Here is a 21,903-nt window from a genome sequence, read left to right as displayed (position 1 = left end):
GCCGCGACCCCGCGCCCGCACACCCCGAGAACAGGAACGGAAGAGGACCACCACCGATGACGACCATGACCCCCGAGCAGGCCGCCTGGTTCGCTCAGACCTTCGACCGCCTGGTGGGCAACGTCGGGCAGGCGCTCCTGGGCAAGGCCCCGGTCGTGCGCCTGGCCTTCACGTGCATGCTCGCCGAGGGCCACCTGCTGCTCGAGGACGCGCCGGGCACCGGCAAGACGTCGCTGGCCCGCGCGATGGCCGCGAGCGTCCAGGGCACCAACAGCCGCATCCAGTTCACGCCGGACCTCCTTCCGTCCGACGTGACGGGCGTGACGATCTACGACCAGAAGTCGGGCAAGTTCGACTTCCACCAAGGCCCCGTCTTCGCGTCGATCGTGCTCGCCGACGAGATCAACCGGGCTTCCCCGAAGACCCAGTCGGCGCTGCTCGAGGTCATGGAAGAGGGCCGGGTCACGGTGGACGGCGTGCCCCACGCCGTCGGGCGCCCGTTCATGGTCATCGCGACGCAGAACCCCATCGAGCAGGCCGGCACCTATCGCCTGCCCGAGGCGCAGCTCGACCGCTTTCTCATGAAGACCTCCGTGGGCTACCCCGACCACGCCTCGACGGTGGAGATCCTCTCGGGCGCCGCGGTGCGCGACCGCTCCGCCGCGCTGCAGCCGCTCGTGACCACGCAGGCCCTCGTCGAGATGGCCGAGCTCGCCGCGACCACCCACGTCGACCCCGCGGTGCTCGAGTACGTCTCGCGCCTGGCCGAGGAGACGCGCAACGCACCCGAGGTCCGCGTCGGCGTCTCCGTGCGCGGCGCGCTCGCGCTGGTGCGCTCCGCGAAGGTGTGGGCCGCCGCGCACGGCCGCAACTACGTGCTGCCCGACGACATCAAGGAGCTGGCGCACCCCGTCTGGACGCACCGCCTCACCCTCGACCCGGAGGCAGAGTTCGCGGGCGCGACGCCCGAGCACGTCACCACCCGCATCCTCGCCGAGGTCGCCGCCCCGCAGGAGAGGGCGCGCACCGCATGAGGCGGGGTGCACGGTCGTGGTGGCCGTCGCGCGTGGCGTCCCGACTGGGGAAGCCGGTGCGCGGCGCGCTCGCCCGCGTCGTCGCGCCCGTGCGGCGCGCCGCGGCGCCGGTGGCGGCCGCCGTCAGCCCCTATGGGTGGGCGGCCGTCGTGGCCGCCGCCGCGTGCTGGGTGGTGGGCCTCCGCCTGACGTGGGTCGAGCTGCTGGTGCTCGCTGTGCTCCTGACGGTCACGCTGCTCGCGGCCGTCGGGTTCGTGCTCGGCCGGTTCCGCTACACCGTGCACCTGGACCTCGCGCAGCACCGCGTGACCGTGGGCGACCGTGCCGTGGGGCGGCTCGAGGTCGGCAACGACTCGCCGCGTGCCCTGCTGCCGTCCGTGATGGAGGTGCCGGTCGGCGTCGGCGCGGCCGCGTTCCCCGTGCCGCGCCTGCGTCGCGGCGCCCGGCACGAGGAGATCTTCACCATCCCCACGCGCCGCCGGTCGGTCATCACGGTCGGCCCGGTGCGCTCGGTGCGCGCCGACCCGCTCGGCCTGCTGCGGCGCGAGGTGCGCCTGACCGACGCCGAGGAGCTGTACGTGCACCCGGTGGTCAAGAGCCTGGCCGGCTCCTCGACGGGCTTCCTCAAGGACCTCGAGGGCCGCGTGACGCAGGACATCTCGAACAGCGACGTCTCGTTCCACGCGCTGCGCGACTACGTGCCGGGCGACGACCGCCGCCACATCCACTGGAAGACGACGGCGCGCACGGGCCAGCTCATGGTCCGCCAGTTCGAGGAGACGCGGCGCTCGCACCTTGCCGTGCTGCTCTCGACGCGGGCCGAGGACTACACGAGCGACGAGGAGTTCGAGCTGGCCGTGTCGGTGTGCGGCTCGCTGGGCCTGCAGGCCATCAAGGAGGACCGCGGTGTCACCGTGCTGGTCAACGACGGCTCGCTGCGCGGCGGCAACCGCACGCGGCTGCTCGACGACCTGGCCCGCATCGAGCTGCAGCCCTCCCGCACGCGGCTGGTCGACATCGCCCGCGTCGCCGGCACGACGGTCACGGACGCGTCCGTGGTGGCGCTCGTCGTCGGCAACGGGGTCAACGCTGCCGACCTGCGCGCCGCCTCGGCGCGCCTGCCCCAGGACGTGCACGTCATGGCGCTCCAGTGCGTCCCGGGCGCGGCCATGAGCCGCCACACCGTCGCCGAGCTGACGGTGCTGACCCTCGGCAGCCTCGGTGAGCTGCCCCTGGCCATGAGAAGGCTGAGCGACGGATGAGCGAGACGACCTCCGGCGCGACGATGTCGCGCCGCAGCCGGGTGGGCGTCCCCCAGGGCACGACGACGGGCGGCACGACCCGGCGGGCGGCCGAGGCAGTCCCGCGCGCTGTGACGACGTCCGGCGCGGTCGACGCCGGCGTGCTCGTCCTGCTGCTCGGCGCCGTGGTGGTGGGCTTCGCCCCCGTCTGGGGCTCCACGGGGTACCTGCGGCCGACCGTCGGCGGCGCCGTCGTCGGCCTCGCCGTGGCGTGGCTCGGCGCCTGGCGGCGCTGGCGGGTCCTCAGCGTGACCGCGGCCGCCGTCGTCGGGTACCTCGCGCTGGGTGGGGCGTTCGCGCTGCCGTCCACCGCGGTCGCGGGCGTGGCGCCCACGCTCGGCACGGTGCGCGGTCTCGCGCTCGGCGCGGTGCACGGCTGGAAGGAGTTCGTCACCACCGTCCCGCCCATGCACGCGTTCGACGACCAGGGCGTCGTCCCGTTCCTCGTGCTCTACCTGACAGCGCTCCTGGCGGGGACGGTCGCCTGGCGCGCGCGGTATGCGGCGTGGGCGCTCGCGCCCGTCGCGGCCGGGCTTGCTGCGTCGATCCTGCTCGGCACCGTCGAGGCGTCGATGCCGGTCGTACAGGGCCTCGTGGTCGGCGTCGTCGGCCTGCTGTGGGGTGCGCTGCGCGTCATCGAGAACCGCGTCGGCCGGCACACGGTCGAGACGGCGTCGAGCCGTGAGGCGTCCCGCCGCCTGCGCTGGTACCGGTTCCGCACCGGCGCCGCGATCCTCGGCCTGGGCGCCGTCGCAGCGGCCTTCGCCGGCCCCGCGCTGGCGCCGGCGGACCCGCGCACCGTCGTGCGCGACGTCGTCGTGCCACCGCTCGACCTGCACGAGTTCGTCAGCCCGCTCGCGTCCTTCCGCAAGCTCGCCAAGGACCAGCGCGAGGACGACCTGTTCACGATCACGGGCCTGCCCGAGCACGCGCGCGTGCGCCTGGCCACGCTCGACACCTACGACGGCGTGGTCTTCGACGCCTCGAGCGACCAGCCCGGATCGGGCGTCTACACGCGCGCCGGCTCCCAGATCGCGACCGCGGACACCACGCCGAGCCGGTCGCTGCGGGTCGAGGTCGGCGCGTACAGCGGCGTGTGGATGCCCGATGCCGGCAGTCTCACCGGCATCACCTGGACCGGCCCGCGCGCCCAGGAGCTCGCCGACGGCACCTACTACAACGGGACCACGCGCACGGCCCTCAGCACCGCCGGGCTGGGGCAGGGAGACGCGTACGCCGTCGAGGCGCAGGTCACGGCCGAGCCGAGCGAGCAGGAGCTCGCGACCGGCAGGATCGCTACCGACGTGGAGCAGCCGCCGGTGCCCGACGAGCTCGCGCCCGCGCAGGCGGCGTCGAAGGCCGCGCAGTTCATGGGGGAGGAGACTGACCCGGTCAAGCGCCTGTTCGCGCTGCGTGACGGGCTCGTCGCGTCGGGCATCTTCTCCTCGGGCCTCGACGGCCAGCTGCCGTCGCGCCCGGGCCACTCGGCCGACCGCATCGACACGCTGCTGGGCGCGGACGAGATGGTCGGTGACGACGAGCAGTTCGCCGTCGCCCTCGCGCTCATGGCGCGCGACGCGGGCATCCCCGCGCGCGTGGTCATGGGCTTCTACGCCGACCCGGCGAAGGACGAGCGCAAAGACGGCCAGCCCTGGACCGTCACGGGTGCCGACGTGCACGCGTGGGTCGAGGTGCCGTTCGACGGGTACGGCTGGGTGGCGGTCGATGCCGTGCCGGACCCGGACAACAAGATCCAGCCCGAGCCCAAGAGTGAGCAGGTGCCCAAGCCACCCGTGCTCCAGGACCCGGAGCCGCCCGAGGAGCCCGCGGACGACGTGCCGGGCGACGTCAAGGACGACAAGGACGACCATCAGGACAGCCACGACTTCGCCTGGGGTACGGCCGTGCTGGTGGCGGTGTCGGTGCTGCTGCCGCTCGCAATCCTTGCGGCGCCGGTGCTCCTGGTGCTCACATTCAAGTCGCGACGCCGCACGCGACGCCGCACCACCGGCCCGTTCGCCGACCGCGTCAGCGGCGGCTGGCGGGAGGTCGTCGACACGGCCACCGACCTGGGCGCCACCCTGCCCAGCGGGGCGACCCGGCGCGAGACGGCCGGCACGCTGGTCGCGGTGCTCGGCGACCACGGTCATGTGCCGCTCGCCCATCGCGCCGACGCGACGGTGTTCGGCGTCGTCGAGCCGACGCACGACGAGGCCGAGGCGTACTGGCGCGAGGTCGAGGCGGTGCTGGGCCGCATGCGCGGGAGCGTCGACCGGCGAGCGCAGCTGCGGGCCGCGCTGTCGCTGCGCTCGGTGCGAGAGAGCGGCTACCTTCGCCTCCCGGGCGCACGCCGCCTGGGAGCGCAAGCCCGCGGCCTGGCCGACCGGTTGCCGTGGCGGCACGGCGCCGACGCCTCCGCGGAGGCCGCGGCCTGGTACCGCGGCCGCGCCGCGACGACCAGCAAGGACACGAGGAAGAGGAACGCCCGATGACGGACGTCACGTGCGGCGCGTGCGGGAGCACGCAGGCGGCCGGCGCGGCCTGGTGCGCGGTGTGCGGGACGGCGTTCGCGCGCACCGGCGCCGCGCCCGCCCCGGCCGCGGCGCCCCCGGTGGGACAGATCCAGGCGGCGTCGAACCCCGGGGTCCCCAGCATCCCCGTGCCGGTGCACACCGGCACGACCGAGCCCGAGCGGCTGTCAGCGACGGTGCGCGGCGTGCTCGCGCCCGAGCCCGAGTCCGTCGCCGCCGCGCCGGCGTACGCCGGGACCGGACGGCGGTTCCTCGCGTACCTGATCGACGGCCTCGTGCTCGGCGTTGTCGCGGGCGTGGTGCTGCTGCTCGGCGTGCAGGCCGCGGGCGTGCCGCTCACGGGCGGCGTCCACGCGGTCACCGGGGCCGAGGCGCAGCAGATCCTGGCGTCGGTCGTGCGCGCCTACCTGCTCACCGGCCTGGTCGCGTTGCTCGCGTGGCTCGCGCTGGTGATCTGGGAGGGCCGGACGGGTCGCACCGTCGGCGGGTTGCTGCTGCGGCTGCGCACGGTCGACGCGGAGACCCGGCGGCCCGTCGGGTTCGGGCGGTCGCTGCTGCGCTGGCTCCTCGTCGGGGTGTCGGGCATCGTGCCCGGCGTCGGCCAGCTGCTCATGGTGCTGAGCCCCGCGTTCGACTCGGGACCGCGCCGCCAGGGCTGGCACGACAAGGCCGTGCGCGCCGTCGTGCTGCACGACGGCGGTCGCTTCGCGCCGCTCGAGCCTGCGGGGCCGAGCGCGTTCGCGGTGCCCGGCGCGGTGCCGGCGGCCCCGGCTCCGCGGGGCGTCCCGTCGCCGGCCGCTCCGGCCGTGCCGGCGGCTCCCGTCGTGCCGGCGGCTGCCGTCGTGCCGCGGGCACCGGTGGTGCCGTCCGCCCCGGCGGGGCCGGCCGTTCCCGACCCCTGGGCTTTCCCCGAACCGGGGCTGGGTACTGGGGTTGGGCACTCGGGAGTGATCACCGGTGTGCCGGGCACGTTTGCGCCCTCGGCGGCACCGGTACCGGCCGCACCGCTCACCGCGCCCTCGCCGCCCGCAGCCGCCGCTGCGGGCTCGGACCCCGCCCGCCTGGCGGACGCCGGCGCCGACGACCTCGACGGCGAGACGCGCATGACGCCGGTGCGCCCGCGCGCGCTCGTGCTGGAGCTCGCGACGGGTGAGCGGCATCCCGTCACCGGCCGCACGCTGCTGGGCCGCAACCCGCAGGCGCCCGACGGCGAGCCCTGGGACGTCGTCGCCGTGCCCGACCCGACCCGGTCCGTCTCCAAGACGCACGCCGAGCTCCACCCCGACCCGGGAGGCCTGTGGCTCGTGGACCGCGGCTCGACGAACGGCACGGTCATCTCCGTGCCCGGCCGGGCGCCGCAGCTCGCGGAGCCGGGCGCACGCGTGCGGGTCACCGCGGGCGCGACGGTGCACGTCGGTGACGCCCGCATCCTGGTGCACCCGGAGGCGTCGTGAGCGGCCTCGACTCCGTCGTCGTGCGCTGGGGAGGCGCGACGCACACGGGCGCGCGCCGGGCCCTCAACGAGGACCACTACCTCGCCGACGGCTACGCCTTCCTCGTCGCCGACGGCATGGGCGGCCATGAGGCGGGCGAGGTCGCCAGCAGCACCGCGATCGAGGCGCTGCGTCCCCTGAGCGCCGGGATCCCGGGTGCGCTCGCCGGCGACGGCGCCGCCGGTGTGGAACGCCTGCTCGCCGAGGCGCACGCGCGGGTCGCGGCCATCACGACCGCGCCCGGCAAAGAGGCGGGCACGACCGTCTCCGGCGTCGTGCTCACCGAGCAGGACGGCGTGCCGTACTGGCTGGTGGTCAACCTGGGGGACTCGCGCACCTACCTGCTGACGGACGGTGAGCTCGAGCAGGTCAGCGTCGACCATTCCGAGGTCCAGGAGCTGCTCGACGCCGGCGTCATCACCCCGTTCGAGACGCGCACGCACCCACGCCGGCACGTCGTCACCCGGGCGCTCGGCCCCGGGGAGCGCTTCCTTGCCGACTTCTGGTACCTGCCCGTGAGCGACCACGACCGCATGCTCGTGTGCTCCGACGGACTGACGGGCGAGCTCGACGACGCCCGCATCGCACGCGTGCTGCTCGACCTGCCGGACCCCCAGGCCGCCGCCGACCGTCTGGTCGGCGAGGCGCTGGCCGCCGGGGGCCGGGACAACATCACGGTCGTCGTGGTGGACGTGACGGCCGTCGGCGAGGACGACGGAGCCCGGACGACGCCGCGCGGCGTGCTCGTCCTCACGGACGAGGACACGCGCCCGCGCATCGGCGAGGTCCTGACGGGGGGAGAACGGTGACCGCGACGACGAGCGCTGCGGCCTGGTACACGGGCTCGGGCGGGACGGTGGTGCGCCGCGCGCGCACGCTGGTGCTCCTCGCCGACGAGCCCGCCGCGGCGGCCCGCCGGGTCTGGGACGGCGTGACCGCCCAGTCGCCCGTGACCGCGGTGCTCGACGCGCTCGCCGGTCTGCCCGGCACGAGCCTCACGACGCTGCCGCCCTTCGCGGCCGTGACGCTGGCCGACGACGGCACCGCGCACGTGCTGGTCCGCGGCGGGTTCTGCGCGGCGCTCGGCACGGCGTCGGGCGTCGTCGTCGTCGACGGTGCCGAGGTCACGACGTGGCAGGAGCGCCGCGTCGCGGGCGTCGCGACTGTGACGCTCGGCACCCGGGTGCGCGCGGCGTCAGAGGTCGTCGCCGACCCGGGAGCGTGGCCCCTCGGCGAGGGTGTGGTGCGGGCCGGCGAGGTCGCGTGGGAGGCGGCCGCCGACGGTGCGCGAGCGGCCGGTCCCTCGGCTGCCTCGGCCGGAGCTCCGGCCGCTCTTGCCGTCGCTCCAGCCGCTCCGGCCGCCGCTCCCGCCGCGCCGCCGCGGGTGGTGGCCTGGCCGCTGCCCGGCGCGGGGAGCCGCCCGCAGCTGACCGTGCCCGACGTGGAGACCGTGCTGCCGGAGCCAAAGCCGGAGCCGGAGCCGGAGCCCAAGCCCGAGCCGGAGCCCTATCAGGAGCTCGGCTCTGCCCCCGCGCCCGAGGCGACGCAGGCCGGCCCGGTCGACCTCGGCGACGACGGCTATGCGCATCTGTGGGGCGCGACCGTGATCCGTACCGTCGAGGACGCCGCCGTCCGCCCCGAGGACGACGACGAACCGGACGACGCACCCACCGCGGCGCTCGTCCCCGCGCCGGTGCCCCCGACCCCGCATCCCGCCCCGGCACCCCCCGTTCCGCCCACCGAGCCCGCCGAGCCCGCCGAGCCCACCGCCGCCGCGCCGCTCACGGCGGCCCTCATCTCGGGCGTCCCGCGCTCCTGGGGCGGCGCGGCCGACCCGGAACCCGCCCGCCGCGAAGTCCCCGAGCCCGACGGCACCGACCACGACGGCACCGACCACGACGGTCACACCGTCATGTCGTCAGCCCTGGCGCACCTGCGGTCGGGTGCGGCCCCCGAGCCGGCACCGGCACCGACGCCGTCCCTCGCCGCGGGGCCGCAGGTGCTCGCCCGCACCTGCCCGGTGGGTCATGCCAACCCGCCGTCGCGCGACGCCTGCCGCACGTGCGGCGTGCCGCTCGAGGGCGAGGCGCACCCGGCCACGCGGCCGGTCCTGGGCCGGATCCGGGTCGCGGGCGGCCCGCAGGTCGAGCTCGACCGGCCCCTCGTCGTCGGACGCCGCCCGCGCACGCCGCGCTCGACGGCGGGGGAGATGCCCCGCCTGGTCACGGTCGCGAGCCCGAACCAGGACGTGTCGCGCTCCCACGTCGAGGTGCGGCTCGAGGGCTGGCACGTGCTGGTGACCGACCTCGCCACGACCAACGGCACGGTCCTGCACCGCGGCAGCCAGCCGCCGCAGCGCCTGCACCCGGGCGAGGCGACCCTCGTGGTCGACGGCGACGTCGTCGACCTGGGCGACGGCGCGACCCTGACCTTCGAGGAGATCTGGTGAGCAGCAAGCGGGCCACGTCCACGCCGCCCCCCATCGACGGCTTCGAGTACGTCTCGATCATCGGCTCGGGCGGCTTCTCCGACGTCTTCCTCTACCAGCAGCTCCGTCCGCGCCGACGCGTCGCCGTCAAGGTGCTGCTCTCGGAGCGCAGCACCGCGCAGGTGGCGGCGTTCGAGGCCGAGGCCGACCTCATGGCCACGCTGTCGAGCCACCCGTCAATCGTCACCATGTACGCCGCGGACATCGCGACCGACGGCCGCCCGTACCTGGCGATGGAGTACTGCCCGCGGCCGAACCTTGGCGCGCGCTACCGCGCCGAGCGGTTCTCGGTCGCCGAGGCGCTGCGGACCACGATCCAGGTGGCCGGCGCCGTCGAGACCGCGCACCGCGCCGGCATCATCCACCGCGACATCAAGCCCGCCAACATCCTCGTCACCGAGTATGGCCACCCCGCGCTGACGGACTTCGGCATCTCCTCGACGCTCGACGACGCCGAGCGCGCCGAGGGCATGTCGATCCCGTGGTCGCCGCCCGAGGCGTTCCTCGACCCGCCACGCAGCGGCGTCGCGACCGACGTCTGGGGCCTGGCGGCGACGCTCTACACGCTGCTGAGCGGACGGTCGCCCTTCGAGGTACCGGGCGGGTCCAACTCGACGGCCGACCTCGTCTCGCGGATCGAGCGGTCGGCGCTCGCCCCGATCGGCCGCACCGACGTGCCGGCGTCGCTCGAGCGCATCCTCGCCACGGCCCTGGCGAAGTCGCCGACGTCGCGCTATCCGACGGTGCTGGCGTTCGCGCGGGCGCTGCAGCACGTCCAGAACGAGCTCTCGCTCGGCGTGACGCCCGTCGACATCCTCGACGAGACGGGCCACGTGCAGGCCGACGCGGACGTGGACGACGACGAGCCCGGCACCCGCCTGCGCGGCGTCGTCTCGATCGACGCGCAGGCTCCCGCGCAGCCCGTGGCGCCGAGCGGCACGAGCGGGTTCGCGCCGCGCACGCACCCCGGGCCGGCGGACGGGACAGCCGCCCCAGGTCCAACCCCGGTCCGCACCGCCGCCGCCTCCGCGTACGTCCCGACGCTCGCCCCGGCGGCGTCCGGCTGGGACGGCGGGCTGCTCGAAGAGACGGTGCACCGCGCGGGCGAGCCCGCCGCGGAGCGCCCGGCCGAGGAACCCGGCGCCCCGGCCCGCCGATGGCCGGCGGTCGCTGGGATCGCCGCACTGGTCGTGGTGGCGACGGTCGTCGGGCTGGCCCTGGCGCGCGGCGGGGACGACCCCGGCCAGGGCGCGGGCGGTGCCCCGACCTCGTCGGCCGAGGCCCCGCCGCAGGACAACCTGACGTCGCTCGTGCCACCGGTGGTCGACCTCGCGGCCGGCACGCCCGACGGCCGTTCGGTCACGTTCACCTGGAAGGGGCCGAAGGACGCCCAGAAGGGCGACCGGTATGGCTGGCGGCTGCTCTCGCTCACCGAGGACTCGCGGTTCGCGATCGTCGACGCCTCGTCGGTCACCGTGAAGGCGTCGCAGCCGGGCCAGGTGTGCGTCGAGGTCGTCGTCGTGCGCCACGGCAAGCAGTCGTACGAGCCCCAGAAGGCTTGCGGAGAGGTCCAGTGAGCGAGGACCAGCCGCCGGTCGCGCCGGACGTCGTCCCGCGCCTCGCGGTCGAGTTCTGCGGCGAGTGGTTCCGGCCCGACCCGGGCGGCCCGCCGTTCGACGTCGGCCGAGAGGCCGACCTGGACGTCGACGACAACCCGTACCTGCACCGCCGGTTCCTGCGCTTCTCGTTCGAGTGGGGCATGTGGTGGCTGTCGAACGTCGGCACGATGCTGTCGGCGACGGTCAGCCAGGCGGGCGGCGGCGTGCAGTCCTGGCTCTCGCCGGGCAACCGCCTGCCGCTGGTGTTCCCCGCCACGACGATCGTGTTCACCGCGGGTCCGACGACCTACGAGCTGCAGGTGCAGCTCGACGACGCGCCGTACGCGACCGTGGGCCGCGACGACGCCCCGGTGGGCGCGACGACCATCGGCGCTGTCGCGTTCACGGTCAGCCAGAAGCAGCTGGTCCTCGCGCTGGCCGAGCCCATGCTGCGCCGCGACGGCACGAGCCTGTCCGAGATCCCGTCGTCGCAGGCCGCGGCCCAGCGGCTGGGCTGGCCCGTGACCCGGTTCAACCGCAAGCTCGACAACGTCTGCGAGAAGCTCGACCGCCTGGGCGTCAAGGGCCTGCGCGGCGGCCCGGGCGCGCTGGCGACCAACCGCCGGGCGCGTCTGGTCGAGTACGCCGTGGCGTCGCGGCTCGTGACCGTCGACGACCTGCCGCTGCTGGACGTGACCGACGACGGGTGACGCGCCGCCGGGTCCCCGGCCCGCCCCGTCGTCGTCACAAACCTTCGCGAGCGCCCTGGAAGGGGAGCCCTCTTGCGCATCAAGCTCACGCTGAACCGCCCCGACGGCACTGCCACGCACGTGGCCGTCACGGCCGACGCCACGGCCTCCGTGCAGGACGTGGCCGTCGCGCTGTTCGGCGGCGACCCCGTCCGTGCCGGCTCGCCGGTGCCCGACCGCCTCACGCTGCAGGTCGAGCCGCCGGCCGACGGCGGCCAGCCGCGCGTGCTGCCCCCGTCGAGCGACCTCGTCACGGCGGGCCTGCGCTCGGGCACGGCCGTGTCGATCGTGCGCGTCTCCGAGCAGTTCGAGACGCCCGGGCAGGCCCGCGGCACGGCGGTCGCGGTGCTGCGCGTGCTCGCCGGGCCCGACGCCGGGTCGGAGTTCCCGCTGCCCGCGGGCACCAGCTACCTCGGCCGCGACCACGGGATGGACGTGCGGCTCGCGGACCCGCTCGTGTCCAAGCGCCACGCGCGCATCACGGTGGGCGAGTCGATCGAGGTGGCCGACCTCGGCTCGGCCAACGGGCTGGTCATGGGCGGCGAGCGCATGGCACGCGCCGTCGTCACGTCGTCGGACGCCGTGGTCGCGGGCGACACCACGTTCTCGGTGGTGGCGCTGCACCGCACGACGAGCATCGCGCCCACCAGCCCCGTCGTGGAGCTCAACCGCTCACCGCGCGTCGTCGCGCGGTTCCCGCACCGCACGCTCAAGGCGCCCAAGCCGCCGCAGCCGCTGCAGCCGTTCCACCTGCCGTGGCTGGCGATGGTGGCGCCGCTCATCCTGGGCGGCGTCATGTTCGCGATCACCCGCAGCGCGACGACGATCGTGTTCATCGCGCTGAGCCCGCTGCTCCTGATGGCGATGTACCTCGACAACCTGCTCCAGGAGAAGCGGCGGTTCCGCAGCGAGTCCGAGGCGTTCCACCGCTCGGCCGACGCGCTCGGCGAGACGATCGTGCGCACGCACGCCGTCGAGCGTGCCGTGCGGCTGGCCGAGGCGCCGTCGGTCGCCGAGTCGCTCGACGCCGTGCGGCGCCTGGGCGCCCTCATGTGGACGCACCGCCCCGAGCACCCGGCGTTCCTCACCGTCCGCATGGGCCTGGGTGCCCAGCCGTCGCGCACCACGGTCGACGGCCCGGCGGAGAACGACACGCTGCCGGAGTTCTGGGCGCGCATCAGCGAGCTGCAGGACCAGTGCGCCACGATCCGCGACGTCCCCGTCGTCGCGCGGCTACGTGTCGCGGGCGGGTTCGGCATCGCGGGAGCCGACGACGTCGCCAAGGCCGTGGGCCGCGCCGCCCTGCTGCAGCTCGTCGCGCTGCACTCGCCGGCCGAGCTCGTCGTCGCCGCGATCACCTCGCCGCGCTCGCGCACCAGCTGGGAGTGGCTCGAGTGGACGCCGCACACCGGCTCGCCGCACAGCCCGCTGGGCTCCTCGCACCACCTGGCCGACAACCCCGGGACCGCGCTGAGCCTCCTCTCGCGGCTCGAGGAGCTCATCGAGGCGCGCGGCGCCCGCCTCGACACGCGCGCCGCGCTGCGCGGCCCGGTCGGGGACGCCACGCGCGACGAGGTGCCCGAGCCCGTCCTGCCGAGCGTCGTCGTGCTGGTCGAGGACGACGCGCCCGTCGACCGGGCGCGGCTGACCCGCCTCGCCGAGCGCGGGGCCGACGCGGGCGTGCACGTCCTGTGGGTGGCCCCCACCATCGAGCAGCTGCCGGCCTGCTGCCGCACGTTCGTGCTGGTCCAGGACCCTGCGGCGGGCACGACGGGAGAGGTGCGCGAGGGCCGCCTCAGCTACCCGGTCGCGTGCGAGACCGTCGACCTGCCGACGGCGCACGAGGTCGCGCGGTTCATGGCGCCCGTGGTCGACGTCGGCGCTCCGGTCGAGGACGACTCCGACCTGCCGCGCTCCGTGTCGTACCTGGCGCTCGCGGGCACGGCCGTGCGCGACGAGGCCGCGTCCGTCGTCGAGCGCTGGAAGGAGAACGGGTCGCTCACCCCGCGCGACGGGACGTCGCCCGTGCGCCGCAAGAAGGCCACGGACCTGCGGGCACTGGTGGGGCACAACGGCGTCGAGCCGTTCCACCTCGACCTGCGCACACAGGGGCCGCACGCGCTGGTGGGCGGCACCACGGGTGCGGGCAAGTCGGAGTTCCTGCAGTCGTGGGTGCTCGGCATGGCCGCCGCGCACAGCCCCGACCGCGTGACGTTCCTGTTCGTCGACTACAAGGGCGGCGCCGCGTTCGCCGACTGCGTGCAGCTGCCGCACACCGTCGGGCTCGTGACGGACCTGTCCCCGCACCTCGTGCGGCGCGCGCTCACCTCGCTGCGCGCCGAGCTGCACCACCGCGAGCACCTGCTCAACCGCAAGAAGGCCAAGGACCTGGCCTCGCTCGAGCGCACGGGCGACCCGGACGCGCCGCCGAGCCTCGTCATCGTGGTCGACGAGTTCGCCGCCCTGGTGGGCGAGGTGCCCGAGTTCGTGGACGGCGTCGTCGACGTCGCGCAGCGCGGCCGATCGCTGGGGCTGCACCTGATCCTGGCCACGCAGCGTCCCGCGGGCGTCATCAAGGACAACCTGCGCGCCAACACCAACCTGCGCGTCGCGCTGCGCATGGCCGACGAGTCCGACTCCGCCGACGTGCTGGGCCTGCCGATGGCGGCCCACTTCGACCCTTCGATCCCGGGACGCGGGGCCGCCAAGACGGGGCCGGGCCGCATCACCCCGTTCCAGACGGGCTACGCGGGCGGGTGGACGCTCGACCGGCCGGACCGGCCGCGCGTCGACGTCGAGGAGATGAGCTTCGGCACGAACGCGCGGTGGGACGTGCCGGCGCCCGAGGTCGAGGAGGTCCGCGACCCGGGCCCCAACGACATCGCGCGCGTCGTCGCGACCATCTCGCAGGCGGCCCGGTCGGCGGGCGTGCCCGCACCGCGCAAGCCGTGGCTCGACGAGCTGGCGCCGACCTACGACCTGGCGCTCCTGCCGAACCCGCGCACCGACGACCAGCTGCTGCTGGGTGTCCGGGACGACCCCCGGGCGCAGGCGCAGCCCACGTTCTTCTACGAGCCGGACCGCGACGGCAACCTCGCCGTCTTCGGCACCGGCGGCTCGGGCAAGTCGACCACGCTGCGGTCCGTCGCCGTCTCGGCGGCCATCACTGCCCGCGGCGGCCCCGTGCACGTGTACGCGCTCGACTTCGGCGCGGGCGGCATGCGCATGCTCGAGGAGCTGCCGCACGTCGGCGCCGTCGTCTCGGGCGACGACGAGGAGATGGTGGGCCGCGTCCTGCGCCTGATGGTCGACGTCGTGGACGAGCGCTCGGCGCGGTACGCGGCCGTGCGCGCCGACAGCATCGGCGCCTACCGCCGGCTGGCGGACGCGCCGGACGAGCCGCGCATCCTGCTGCTGGTCGACGGCGTGGGCGCGTTCCGCGAGGCGTACGAGTGGGGGCCCGCGTGGAGCCAGTTCACTCAGGTCGCTACGGACGGCCGCCAGGTGGGCGTGCACATCGTCGTGGCGGGCGACCGGGCCAACGCGGTGCCGGCGTCGCTCGGCTCGACCATCCAGAAGCGCGTGGTGCACCGCCTCGCCACCCCGGACGAGTACGCGTCGATCGGCGAGCCCGCCGACGTCCTCGGCGTCACCTCGCCGCCCGGGCGCGCCGTCGTCGACGGCGACGAGCTGCAGGTCGCAGTGCTCGGCGGCGACGCGAACGTCGCGCTCCAGGCCCGTGCCGCGGCCAGCCTGCGCCAGACGATGGAGCGCATGGGCGTGCGGCCCGCACCTGGGCTGCGCCGCCTGCCCGACTCGTTCCCGGCCCTCGACCTGCCCGCGAGGGTGGGCGGCGGGGCGGCGTTCGCCCTGGACGACCTCGACGTGGCCCCGGTGGGCCTGCCCGCGCGCGGCGCGTTCATGCTGGCCGGGCCGCCGGCGTCGGGCAAGACGACGGCGCTGGCCACGATCGCGGGCGCGCTGCGCCGCGCGGACCATGGCCGGCTGGTCCACGTCGCGCTGCGCCGCACGCCGCTCTCCGGCCTCGACGTGTGGGACCGCAGCGCCCACGGCGAGGACGACGTTGCCGACCTGCTGCGCGAGCTGCGCTCGGAGGTCGACGGCGGCGAGCACGCTCCCGGCAGGCTCACCGTGCTGATCGAGGGGCTGACGGACTTCACCGACTCGGACGCCGAGGGCGCGATCGACCGGTTCGTGCGCGCCGCGGTACGGGCCGACCAGCTCGTGGTCGGCGAGGCCGAGACATCGACGTGGAGCCAGGCGTGGACCCTCGCGCAACCGTTCAAGGCGGGCCGCGCGGGCCTGCTGCTGACCCCCGGCGAGCTCGACGGAGACACGCTGCTCAACACCGGGCTCGGCCGCATCCGGCGCAACGACTTCCCGCCCGGGCGCGGCTTCCTCGTCGTCGGCGGCAGGCCGCGCAAGGTGCACGTCGCGCTGCCCGCGTAGCAGGTGGGATGGGGAGTGCTCCCCATCGACGGGCGCTCGTGACGTCTGGTTGCATGTCCGTCGTCAAAAGGTCAACGGTTGCCCGCAGGGGGCGCCGGTGTCGAGAGGAGACGCGATGCGTCCTGCAGGTGACGGTGGCGGCAGCGGCAACTACCTGGGTCTCAACCCGGAGGACATGCAGCAGCTGATCACGATGCTCAACAACAAGGCCGGCAAGATCGAGGAGATCGCGCAGAAGCTGACGCAGCAGGTCAAGACGACGACCTGGGACGGCCCCGACGCGGCGCGCTTCAAGAACGAGTGGGACTCGGACCACTCGAAGAAGCTCCACAAGGTCGCGCAGGCCCTCGAGCAGATCGCCAAGTCGGCGAAGCAGGAGCTCAACCAGCAGACGCAGACGTCGCACTGAGCGCCGCGACCCCGCACGCATCGACCACCCAGTCCGCCAGACCGTCGGGCCCTTCCAGGGGGACCGGCCCGAGAACGAGGAGAGACCCATGAGCGGCAAGCTCGGAATGGAAGTCAGCGAGGTCCGTCTGCTCGCCAAGAGCCTGCAGAACGACGCCGAGCAGCTGACCAGCATCATGCAGCAGGTCACGAGCCAGCTGAACGGCACGTTCTGGAAGGGTGCGGACGCCGAGCGCTTCCGCAGCGACTGGCAGGGCCACCACCGCGCCGACCTCAAGACGGTCGCCGCCGCGCTGGACGAGTTCGGCGCCAAGGCGAAGAGCAACGCGGACGAGCAGGAGAAGGCGTCGAACTGACGCCGCCGGCCGCCTCGTGGCGGCCCGACGGCCGGAGGGTGCGGAGCACAGCGGCTCCGCACCCTCCGCCACCTCAGGGCCGGCCGCGCCGGTAGGCACACATCGAGGGAGCAGGATGAGCAGGCTCGGGGCGGACCCGGTCGAGCTGCGCAGGCTCGCGTCGGCGTTCGAGCGCGCGGGCGAGGGGCTCGAGGACGACGCGCGCAGCGTCGGCACCAAGATCCAGGCGTCCGGCTGGGACGGCCCGGACGCGCAGCGCTACCGCAGTGAGTGGGACTCGACCCACAAGCCCGCGCTGGCCTCCGTGGCGAGTGCCTTCATCGACGCGGCGAAGAAGCTGCGCGACGAGGCCTCGGCGCAGGAGCGCGCGAGCGGCTTCGCGGGGCCGGGCCTCCCGGGCGGCCTCCCGGGCACCCCTGGTGACTCGGACGGCGACGGCACCCCCGACGCGCAGGACCCGGACGACGACAACGACGGCACGCCGGACGACGAGGACGACACGCCGGGCAAGGCCACGGGCGGCTTCGACCAGGACAACACCAAGAAGGGCACGACCTGGGACCAGGACGGCCGCGACGACACCCCGGGCGACGGCGACCGGGACGACGACGGCGTCCCGGACGACAAGGACACCGACGACGACGACGACGGCATCCCCGACACCGAGGACGACTCCGACTACGACGGCGTCCCCGACGCCGACGAGGGCGGCGACGACCCCACGCCCGGTGACCAGGACAGCGACGACGACGGGGTCCCGGACGACAAGGACACCGACGACGACAACGACGGCCAGCCCGACAAGATCGACGACAAGCTCGACGTCGGCGTGACCCTCGCCGAGGGCGAGCTGGGCGGCGTCCTGGGCCTCGAGGGCACGACGGACGGCGAGTTCGGCGGCAACGGCTCCTACGAGCTCGGCGGCTGGGCGGGGGCCCGCGGGGACCTCGAGGGCAAGGTCGGCATCGACGAGGGCGGCAACCTCAAGGCCGAGGGCGGCGCGCAGGTGGCCGTCGGCGCGGGCGCCGAGGGCAAGGTCGAGTACGGCAACGAATACGCGAAGGCGGGGGCCGAGGCCAGCGCGTTCGCGGGCGGGCGCGCCGGCGTCGACGGCAACGTGTCGATCGGCCCGGACGGCGTCGGCATGGGCGTGGGGGCCGAGGCCTTCGCGGGCGCGGAGGCGAACGGCAAGCTCAGCGGCACCGTCGTGGGCGTGACGGGCGCGGCCGAGGGCTCCGTCTACGCGGGAGCCGGCGTCAAGGCGAACATCGACGCCAACGTCGGGTGGGAGCACACCAAGGTCGACGTCGACCTGGGCGCCGCCGTCGGTATCGGTGCGGGCGTCAGCTTCTCGATCGACGTGTCCCCGAAGGACGTCGTGAAGTCGATCGGCGACCTCCTCCCGGACGTCCACCTGCCCGACATCGACCTGACGCCGTGGTGATCGACGCTACGGTGAGCCGCTCCGGCCGCTGACCTCCACGAACCCACTGCGCCCACGAACCGACTGTAAGGACGGACCTCATGAAGATCGCGTACCCCAGCCCGCAGTTCCCGGCGCTGCCCGCGGTGACGCTCGACTGCCCCGACGGGTGGTCGCCGGTCCCCACGCCGCAGGCGCACCTCGCGGTCGGGCTCGACGTCGAGGAGGGACAGTTTCGCCCCAACGTCGTCGTGATCCTGTCCCGTCTGCTCCCCGGCCAGACGCTCGAGGGCACGGCCGCCGACGCGATCGCGCGCCTCGAGGTGCTGCCCGGCTACGAGGAGGTCGGCCGCGAGGACGCCGACGTCGCCGGCCGCCCCGGCTTCCGGATCGAGTGCTCGTGGTCCGACGAGACCGCGGGCACCGTCGCGCAGGCGGTGCGCCTCGCCGTCGTCGAGCACGACGGCGTGCGCGACCTCGTGCAGGTCACCGGCACCGCGCGCGGCACCCAGGTCGAGGTGGCGTGGCCGTGGATCCGGGCCATCCAGGACTCCCTGACGATCGAGGCGTGAGCGCACCCATGAACCAGCCGGTCTACCGCATCCTGTACGTCGTCACGATGGGCGGAGCCCTCGGCGGTGCGCTCGCGTTCCTGTCGGGGCGCACCACGCTCGCCATCGGCCTGTGGGCCGTGGCGTTCCTGTGCTTCCTCGCGATCGTCGGCACGGCAGTCGCGAAGGGGCTGCGCCAGACCGGGTCACGCCCCCGGGCCGAGGCCGGGCCCGTGGTCGCCGGAGCAGACGCGCCCGCGAGCCTCGACGGCGTGCTGGGGGCCCTGAACGCGCTCAACAGCCCGGACCTCCCCTACGAGGTCACTGCCGAGCCCGCACCCCAGGGCGCCCTCGTGACCGTCCGCTGGCGGATCGAAGAGCTGCGCTGGAAGTCGCTGTTCAGCCGCGGCGAGCGTGTCTACAACTGGAAGATGCTGGTCACGCTCGACGCCGCTAGAGCGCAGTACGCGTTCACCGAGTACCAGGCCGAGGCGCGACACGACGCCCAGGTGTGGCCGCCGCAGGTGCGGTGGTCGTGGGCGGCGTTCCGCGGCAAGACGGCCGGGCAGGTCAAGCTCAGCGTGGTCATGACCTCGACGGGCGAGGTGGTGACGTCGTCGCCGCAGGGACCGCGGACGTCCTGGGAGGGTGCCGTCGCGATCCGCCCGGCGGACGCCAAGGAGCCGGTGATCACGACGCTCCGCAACCACGGCTGGCGTCCGCGCCTCGACTGGTGGGGCGCGCGCCTCTTCGAGCGATGAGGGGCGCGGTGGCCTGGCCCGCTCGGGCGCTCGTGGCGGCCGGTGCGTTAGCGCTCGCAGGGTGCTCGCTCCAGCTCGGCGACGCGCAGGAGGTGCCGAGGTACGTGGCGGTCGAGGCCGACGGCGTCCACCTCGACGTCCTCGACGGCATGGCCGAGGCGGAGGTGCCGAGCGGGTTCTCCCGCTTCTGGCAGACGCAGACCGGGACGCTGGACGCCTCCATCGGCATCGCGCCCGGCGCGGCGCCGGACGCCTTCGTCGACGCGCAGCTCGCGTCGCTGGGCGAGGTGATGGACGACCTCGACGTGCACGACGCCGGCGACGGCGCTGCCTTCTTCGAGGGCACCGGCGTGAACGGCAAGACGTACACGGGCATCGCGGCGGTGCGCGGCACCACCGGTGTCGTCGTCTCGTCGGGGTCCGGCCTCGCGGAGGCCGTGCTGAGGCACGTGGTGGACTCGGTCACCCCAGCCGAGCGAGGCTGAGCGCGAGCGCGGCCCCGAGCAGCATCCACGGCCCGAACGAGATGGCGGTGGAGCGGTTCGCGCGCCGCATGACCAGCAGCGCCAGAGCGGCGAGACCGCCCAGCAGGAACGGCAGCACGCCCGCCCACCAGACGGCGTCCCAGCCCGCCCACCCGGCGGGCAGGCCGAGCAGCACCGCGAGCTTGACGTCGCCGAGCCCGAGCCCGCGCGGGTTGACCAGGTGCAGCGCCAGGTAGGCAGCCCCGAGCACGACGGCGCCGGCGAGCGACTGGCCCAGCCGCCCGGCGTCGCGATAGCCGAGCGCGGCCAGCGCCAGCAGCGGCACCGTGAGCGCGAGCGCGGGAAACGTGACGGCATCGGGCAGGCGGTGCGTGCGGGCGTCGATCACGCCGTGCGCTGCGCCGGCGAGCGCGACGACGACGAACGCCGGCGTCGCCCACCCCGGCCCGCTCGCCCAGATAGACCAGACGAGCGCGACGACGGCGAGAGGTGCGATCGCGCGCCGGTGCGGCGCGAGCTCACCGGGCAGGCGGTGCAGCAGGCCAGGCATCGTGGTCCCGGGCTCGGTCGTCATCGGCCGAGGGTAGGGCCGCCGGGCCCGCACGGTGTGCGTTCCTCCACAGCCCTGGCTCGCGGTGATCCCCAAGCGTGGAGGTTCTGTCCAGATTCTGGGACGAGAGTCCATGCCGAACGGTCCAAACGGAGGTCGCCGTAGAATCGGAGGCCGAGAAACATGACCGGCGCGGCCCCACCACGGCAGGCGCCGAATCCCCGACCGGAAGGCACCTTCCGCTGTGACCAGCACCCGCCCCCTGCGCGTCGCGATCGTCGGCGCCGGTCCCGCCGGCATCTACGCCGCGGACATCCTGTCGAAGACGGACCTGGACGTCTCGATCGACCTGTTCGAGCGCCTGCCCGCACCGTTCGGCCTCGTGCGCTACGGCGTCGCGCCGGACCACCCGCGGATCAAGCAGATCATCGTCGCGCTCCACAAGGTGCTCTCCCGCGGTGACGTGCGCCTGATCGCCAACGTGGACTACGGCGTCGACGTCAAGCTCGAGGACCTGCGCCAGTTCTACGACGCCGTCATCTTCTCGACCGGCTCGATCAAGGACGCCCCGCTGCCGCTGCCCGGCGTGGACCTGCCCGGCTCGTACGGCGCCGCCGACTTCGTGTCCTGGTACGACGGCCACCCCGACGTGCCGCGCACCTGGCCGCTCGAGGCCAAGACCGTCGCGGTGCTCGGCGCCGGCAACGTCGCGCTCGACGTCGCCCGCATCCTCGCCAAGCACGCCGACGACCTGCTGCCCACGGACATCCCGGCCAACGTCCACGCGGGCCTCAAGGCCTCGCCCGTCACCGACGTCCACGTCTTCGCTCGCCGCGGCCCTGCTCAGGTGAAGTTCTCGCCGCTCGAGCTCCGCGAGCTGGGCCACGTGCCCGACGTCGACATCGTCGTCTACCCCGAGGACTACGACTTCGACGAGGGCTCGATGGCCGCGATCGAGGCGTCGAACCAGACCAAGCAGGTCGTCAAGACCCTCACGGACTGGACGCTCACCGACCCCTCGAGCCAGACGGCGAGCCGCCGCATCCACCTGCACTTCCTGCACCAGCCCGACGCCATCCTCGGCGACGGCAAGGTCGAGGCGCTGCGCACCGAGCGCACCGCGCTGCAGGGCGACGGTTCGGTGAAGGGCACGGGCGAGACGCACGAATGGCCCGTCGAGGCGGTCTACCGCGCCGTCGGCTACTTCGGCTCCCCGCTGCCCGAGGTCCCGTTCGACCAGGACCGTGGCGTGATCTCCAACCGCGAGGGCCGCGTCGTCGACATGGTCGGCGACCACCTGCCCGGGGTGTACACCACGGGCTGGATCAAGCGCGGCCCGGTGGGCCTCATCGGCCACACCAAGTCCGACGCGTCGGAGACCATCCGCCACCTCGTCGAGGACGTCACCGGCGTGGGCGACGGCGGAAAGCCGGCCGAAGGCGACCTCGAGGGCGGCCGCACCGCCCTGCACGCCGACCCGCAGTCGGTGCTCGACTTCCTGGGCGAGCGCGGCGTCGAGTTCATCGAGTGGCACGAGTTCGAGCTGCTCGACCAGCACGAGCAGGCGCTCGGCGAGCCGCACGGCCGCGACCGCATCAAGGTGGTCCCGCGCGACGAGATGATCGACGTCGCGAAGGGGCGCAGCAACAGCTGAGCCACGCGCTTCTCGAGAGAGGCCCGACGACGGCGATCGCCGTCGTCGGGC

Annotated in this window: 17 protein-coding genes; 16 read left to right on the top strand and 1 reads right to left on the bottom strand. The window is 74.5% G+C overall.

Annotation, left to right across the window (positions count from 1 at the left end; all coding sequences use genetic code 11):
- Nucleotides 1-56: 56 nt before the first annotated feature.
- The 15 genes from ACO4JP_RS16660 (at nucleotide 57) to ACO4JP_RS16590 (ending at nucleotide 19,648) form a co-directional block, all read left to right on the top strand.
- Entirely contained in the window at nucleotides 57-1,034 is a 978-nt protein-coding gene (locus tag ACO4JP_RS16660) for an AAA family ATPase (protein WP_425955085.1), read from the top strand.
- Between the two features lie 32 nt (nucleotides 1,035-1,066).
- Nucleotides 1,067-2,296 (top strand): DUF58 domain-containing protein, encoded by a 1,230-nt coding sequence (locus ACO4JP_RS16655; RefSeq protein ID WP_425955084.1) that lies wholly within the window; start codon nucleotides 1,067-1,069, stop codon nucleotides 2,294-2,296.
- Nucleotides 2,293-4,827: a transglutaminase-like domain-containing protein gene (locus tag ACO4JP_RS16650; RefSeq protein ID WP_425955083.1), complete on the top strand. Its 2,535-nt coding sequence runs from the start codon at nucleotides 2,293-2,295 to the stop codon at nucleotides 4,825-4,827. The genes ACO4JP_RS16655 and ACO4JP_RS16650 overlap by 4 nt, the downstream gene beginning before the upstream one ends.
- Nucleotides 4,824-6,320 carry an RDD family protein gene (locus ACO4JP_RS16645; protein WP_425955082.1) on the top strand — a complete coding sequence of 499 codons (1,497 nt, stop codon included), beginning with the start codon at nucleotides 4,824-4,826 and terminating at the stop codon, nucleotides 6,318-6,320. The genes ACO4JP_RS16650 and ACO4JP_RS16645 overlap by 4 nt, the downstream gene beginning before the upstream one ends.
- A complete protein-coding gene (locus ACO4JP_RS16640) occupies nucleotides 6,317-7,168 on the top strand; it encodes a PP2C family protein-serine/threonine phosphatase (protein ID WP_425955081.1) in 852 nt (283 codons plus the stop codon). The genes ACO4JP_RS16645 and ACO4JP_RS16640 overlap by 4 nt, the downstream gene beginning before the upstream one ends.
- Nucleotides 7,165-8,808, top strand: coding sequence for an FHA domain-containing protein (locus ACO4JP_RS16635; protein WP_425955080.1), 1,644 nt, complete (start codon nucleotides 7,165-7,167; stop codon nucleotides 8,806-8,808). Before ACO4JP_RS16640 ends, ACO4JP_RS16635 begins: the two co-directional genes overlap by 4 nt.
- Nucleotides 8,805-10,424 (top strand): protein kinase domain-containing protein, encoded by a 1,620-nt coding sequence (locus ACO4JP_RS16630; protein ID WP_425955079.1) that lies wholly within the window; start codon nucleotides 8,805-8,807, stop codon nucleotides 10,422-10,424. Before ACO4JP_RS16635 ends, ACO4JP_RS16630 begins: the two co-directional genes overlap by 4 nt.
- A complete protein-coding gene (locus ACO4JP_RS16625; protein WP_425955078.1) occupies nucleotides 10,421-11,155 on the top strand; it encodes a hypothetical protein in 735 nt (244 codons plus the stop codon). The genes ACO4JP_RS16630 and ACO4JP_RS16625 overlap by 4 nt, the downstream gene beginning before the upstream one ends.
- 72 nt (nucleotides 11,156-11,227) lie before the next feature.
- Nucleotides 11,228-15,664: an FtsK/SpoIIIE domain-containing protein gene (locus ACO4JP_RS16620; protein ID WP_425955077.1), complete on the top strand. Its 4,437-nt coding sequence runs from the start codon at nucleotides 11,228-11,230 to the stop codon at nucleotides 15,662-15,664.
- Nucleotides 15,665-15,779: 115 nt separating this feature from the next.
- A complete protein-coding gene (locus tag ACO4JP_RS16615) occupies nucleotides 15,780-16,073 on the top strand; it encodes a WXG100 family type VII secretion target (RefSeq protein WP_425955076.1) in 294 nt (97 codons plus the stop codon).
- 88 nt (nucleotides 16,074-16,161) lie between these two features.
- A complete protein-coding gene (locus ACO4JP_RS16610) occupies nucleotides 16,162-16,428 on the top strand; it encodes a WXG100 family type VII secretion target (RefSeq protein ID WP_425955075.1) in 267 nt (88 codons plus the stop codon).
- Between the two features lie 115 nt (nucleotides 16,429-16,543).
- Nucleotides 16,544-17,872 (top strand): hypothetical protein, encoded by a 1,329-nt coding sequence (locus ACO4JP_RS16605; RefSeq protein WP_425955074.1) that lies wholly within the window; start codon nucleotides 16,544-16,546, stop codon nucleotides 17,870-17,872.
- 80 nt (nucleotides 17,873-17,952) lie between these two features.
- Nucleotides 17,953-18,423 (top strand): LpqN/LpqT family lipoprotein, encoded by a 471-nt coding sequence (locus tag ACO4JP_RS16600; protein WP_425955073.1) that lies wholly within the window; start codon nucleotides 17,953-17,955, stop codon nucleotides 18,421-18,423.
- A complete protein-coding gene (locus tag ACO4JP_RS16595) occupies nucleotides 18,420-19,163 on the top strand; it encodes a hypothetical protein (RefSeq protein WP_425955072.1) in 744 nt (247 codons plus the stop codon). Before ACO4JP_RS16600 ends, ACO4JP_RS16595 begins: the two co-directional genes overlap by 4 nt.
- An 8-nt stretch (nucleotides 19,164-19,171) precedes the next feature.
- On the top strand, nucleotides 19,172-19,648 hold the full coding sequence (locus ACO4JP_RS16590) for a hypothetical protein (RefSeq protein WP_425955071.1): 477 nt from the start codon (nucleotides 19,172-19,174) through the stop codon (nucleotides 19,646-19,648).
- On the opposite strand, the gene ACO4JP_RS16585 is transcribed toward ACO4JP_RS16590, so the two are convergent.
- Nucleotides 19,626-20,222 (bottom strand): prepilin peptidase, encoded by a 597-nt coding sequence (locus ACO4JP_RS16585; protein WP_425955070.1) that lies wholly within the window; start codon nucleotides 20,220-20,222, stop codon nucleotides 19,626-19,628. The two genes, ACO4JP_RS16590 and ACO4JP_RS16585, sit on opposite strands and share 23 nt — an antisense overlap.
- Nucleotides 20,223-20,442: 220 nt before the next feature.
- On the opposite strand from ACO4JP_RS16585, the gene ACO4JP_RS16580 reads away from it, so the two are divergent.
- Nucleotides 20,443-21,852, top strand: coding sequence for an FAD-dependent oxidoreductase (locus tag ACO4JP_RS16580; RefSeq protein ID WP_425955069.1), 1,410 nt, complete (start codon nucleotides 20,443-20,445; stop codon nucleotides 21,850-21,852).
- Nucleotides 21,853-21,903 lie beyond the last annotated feature (51 nt).

Origin of the sequence: Xylanimonas sp. McL0601 (assembly GCF_049852175.1) — a bacterium.
GTDB lineage: Bacteria > Actinomycetota > Actinomycetes > Actinomycetales > Cellulomonadaceae > Xylanimonas.
Note: the sequence above shows the minus strand (reverse complement) of the source record. Positions and strands in the feature narration are given on the sequence as shown.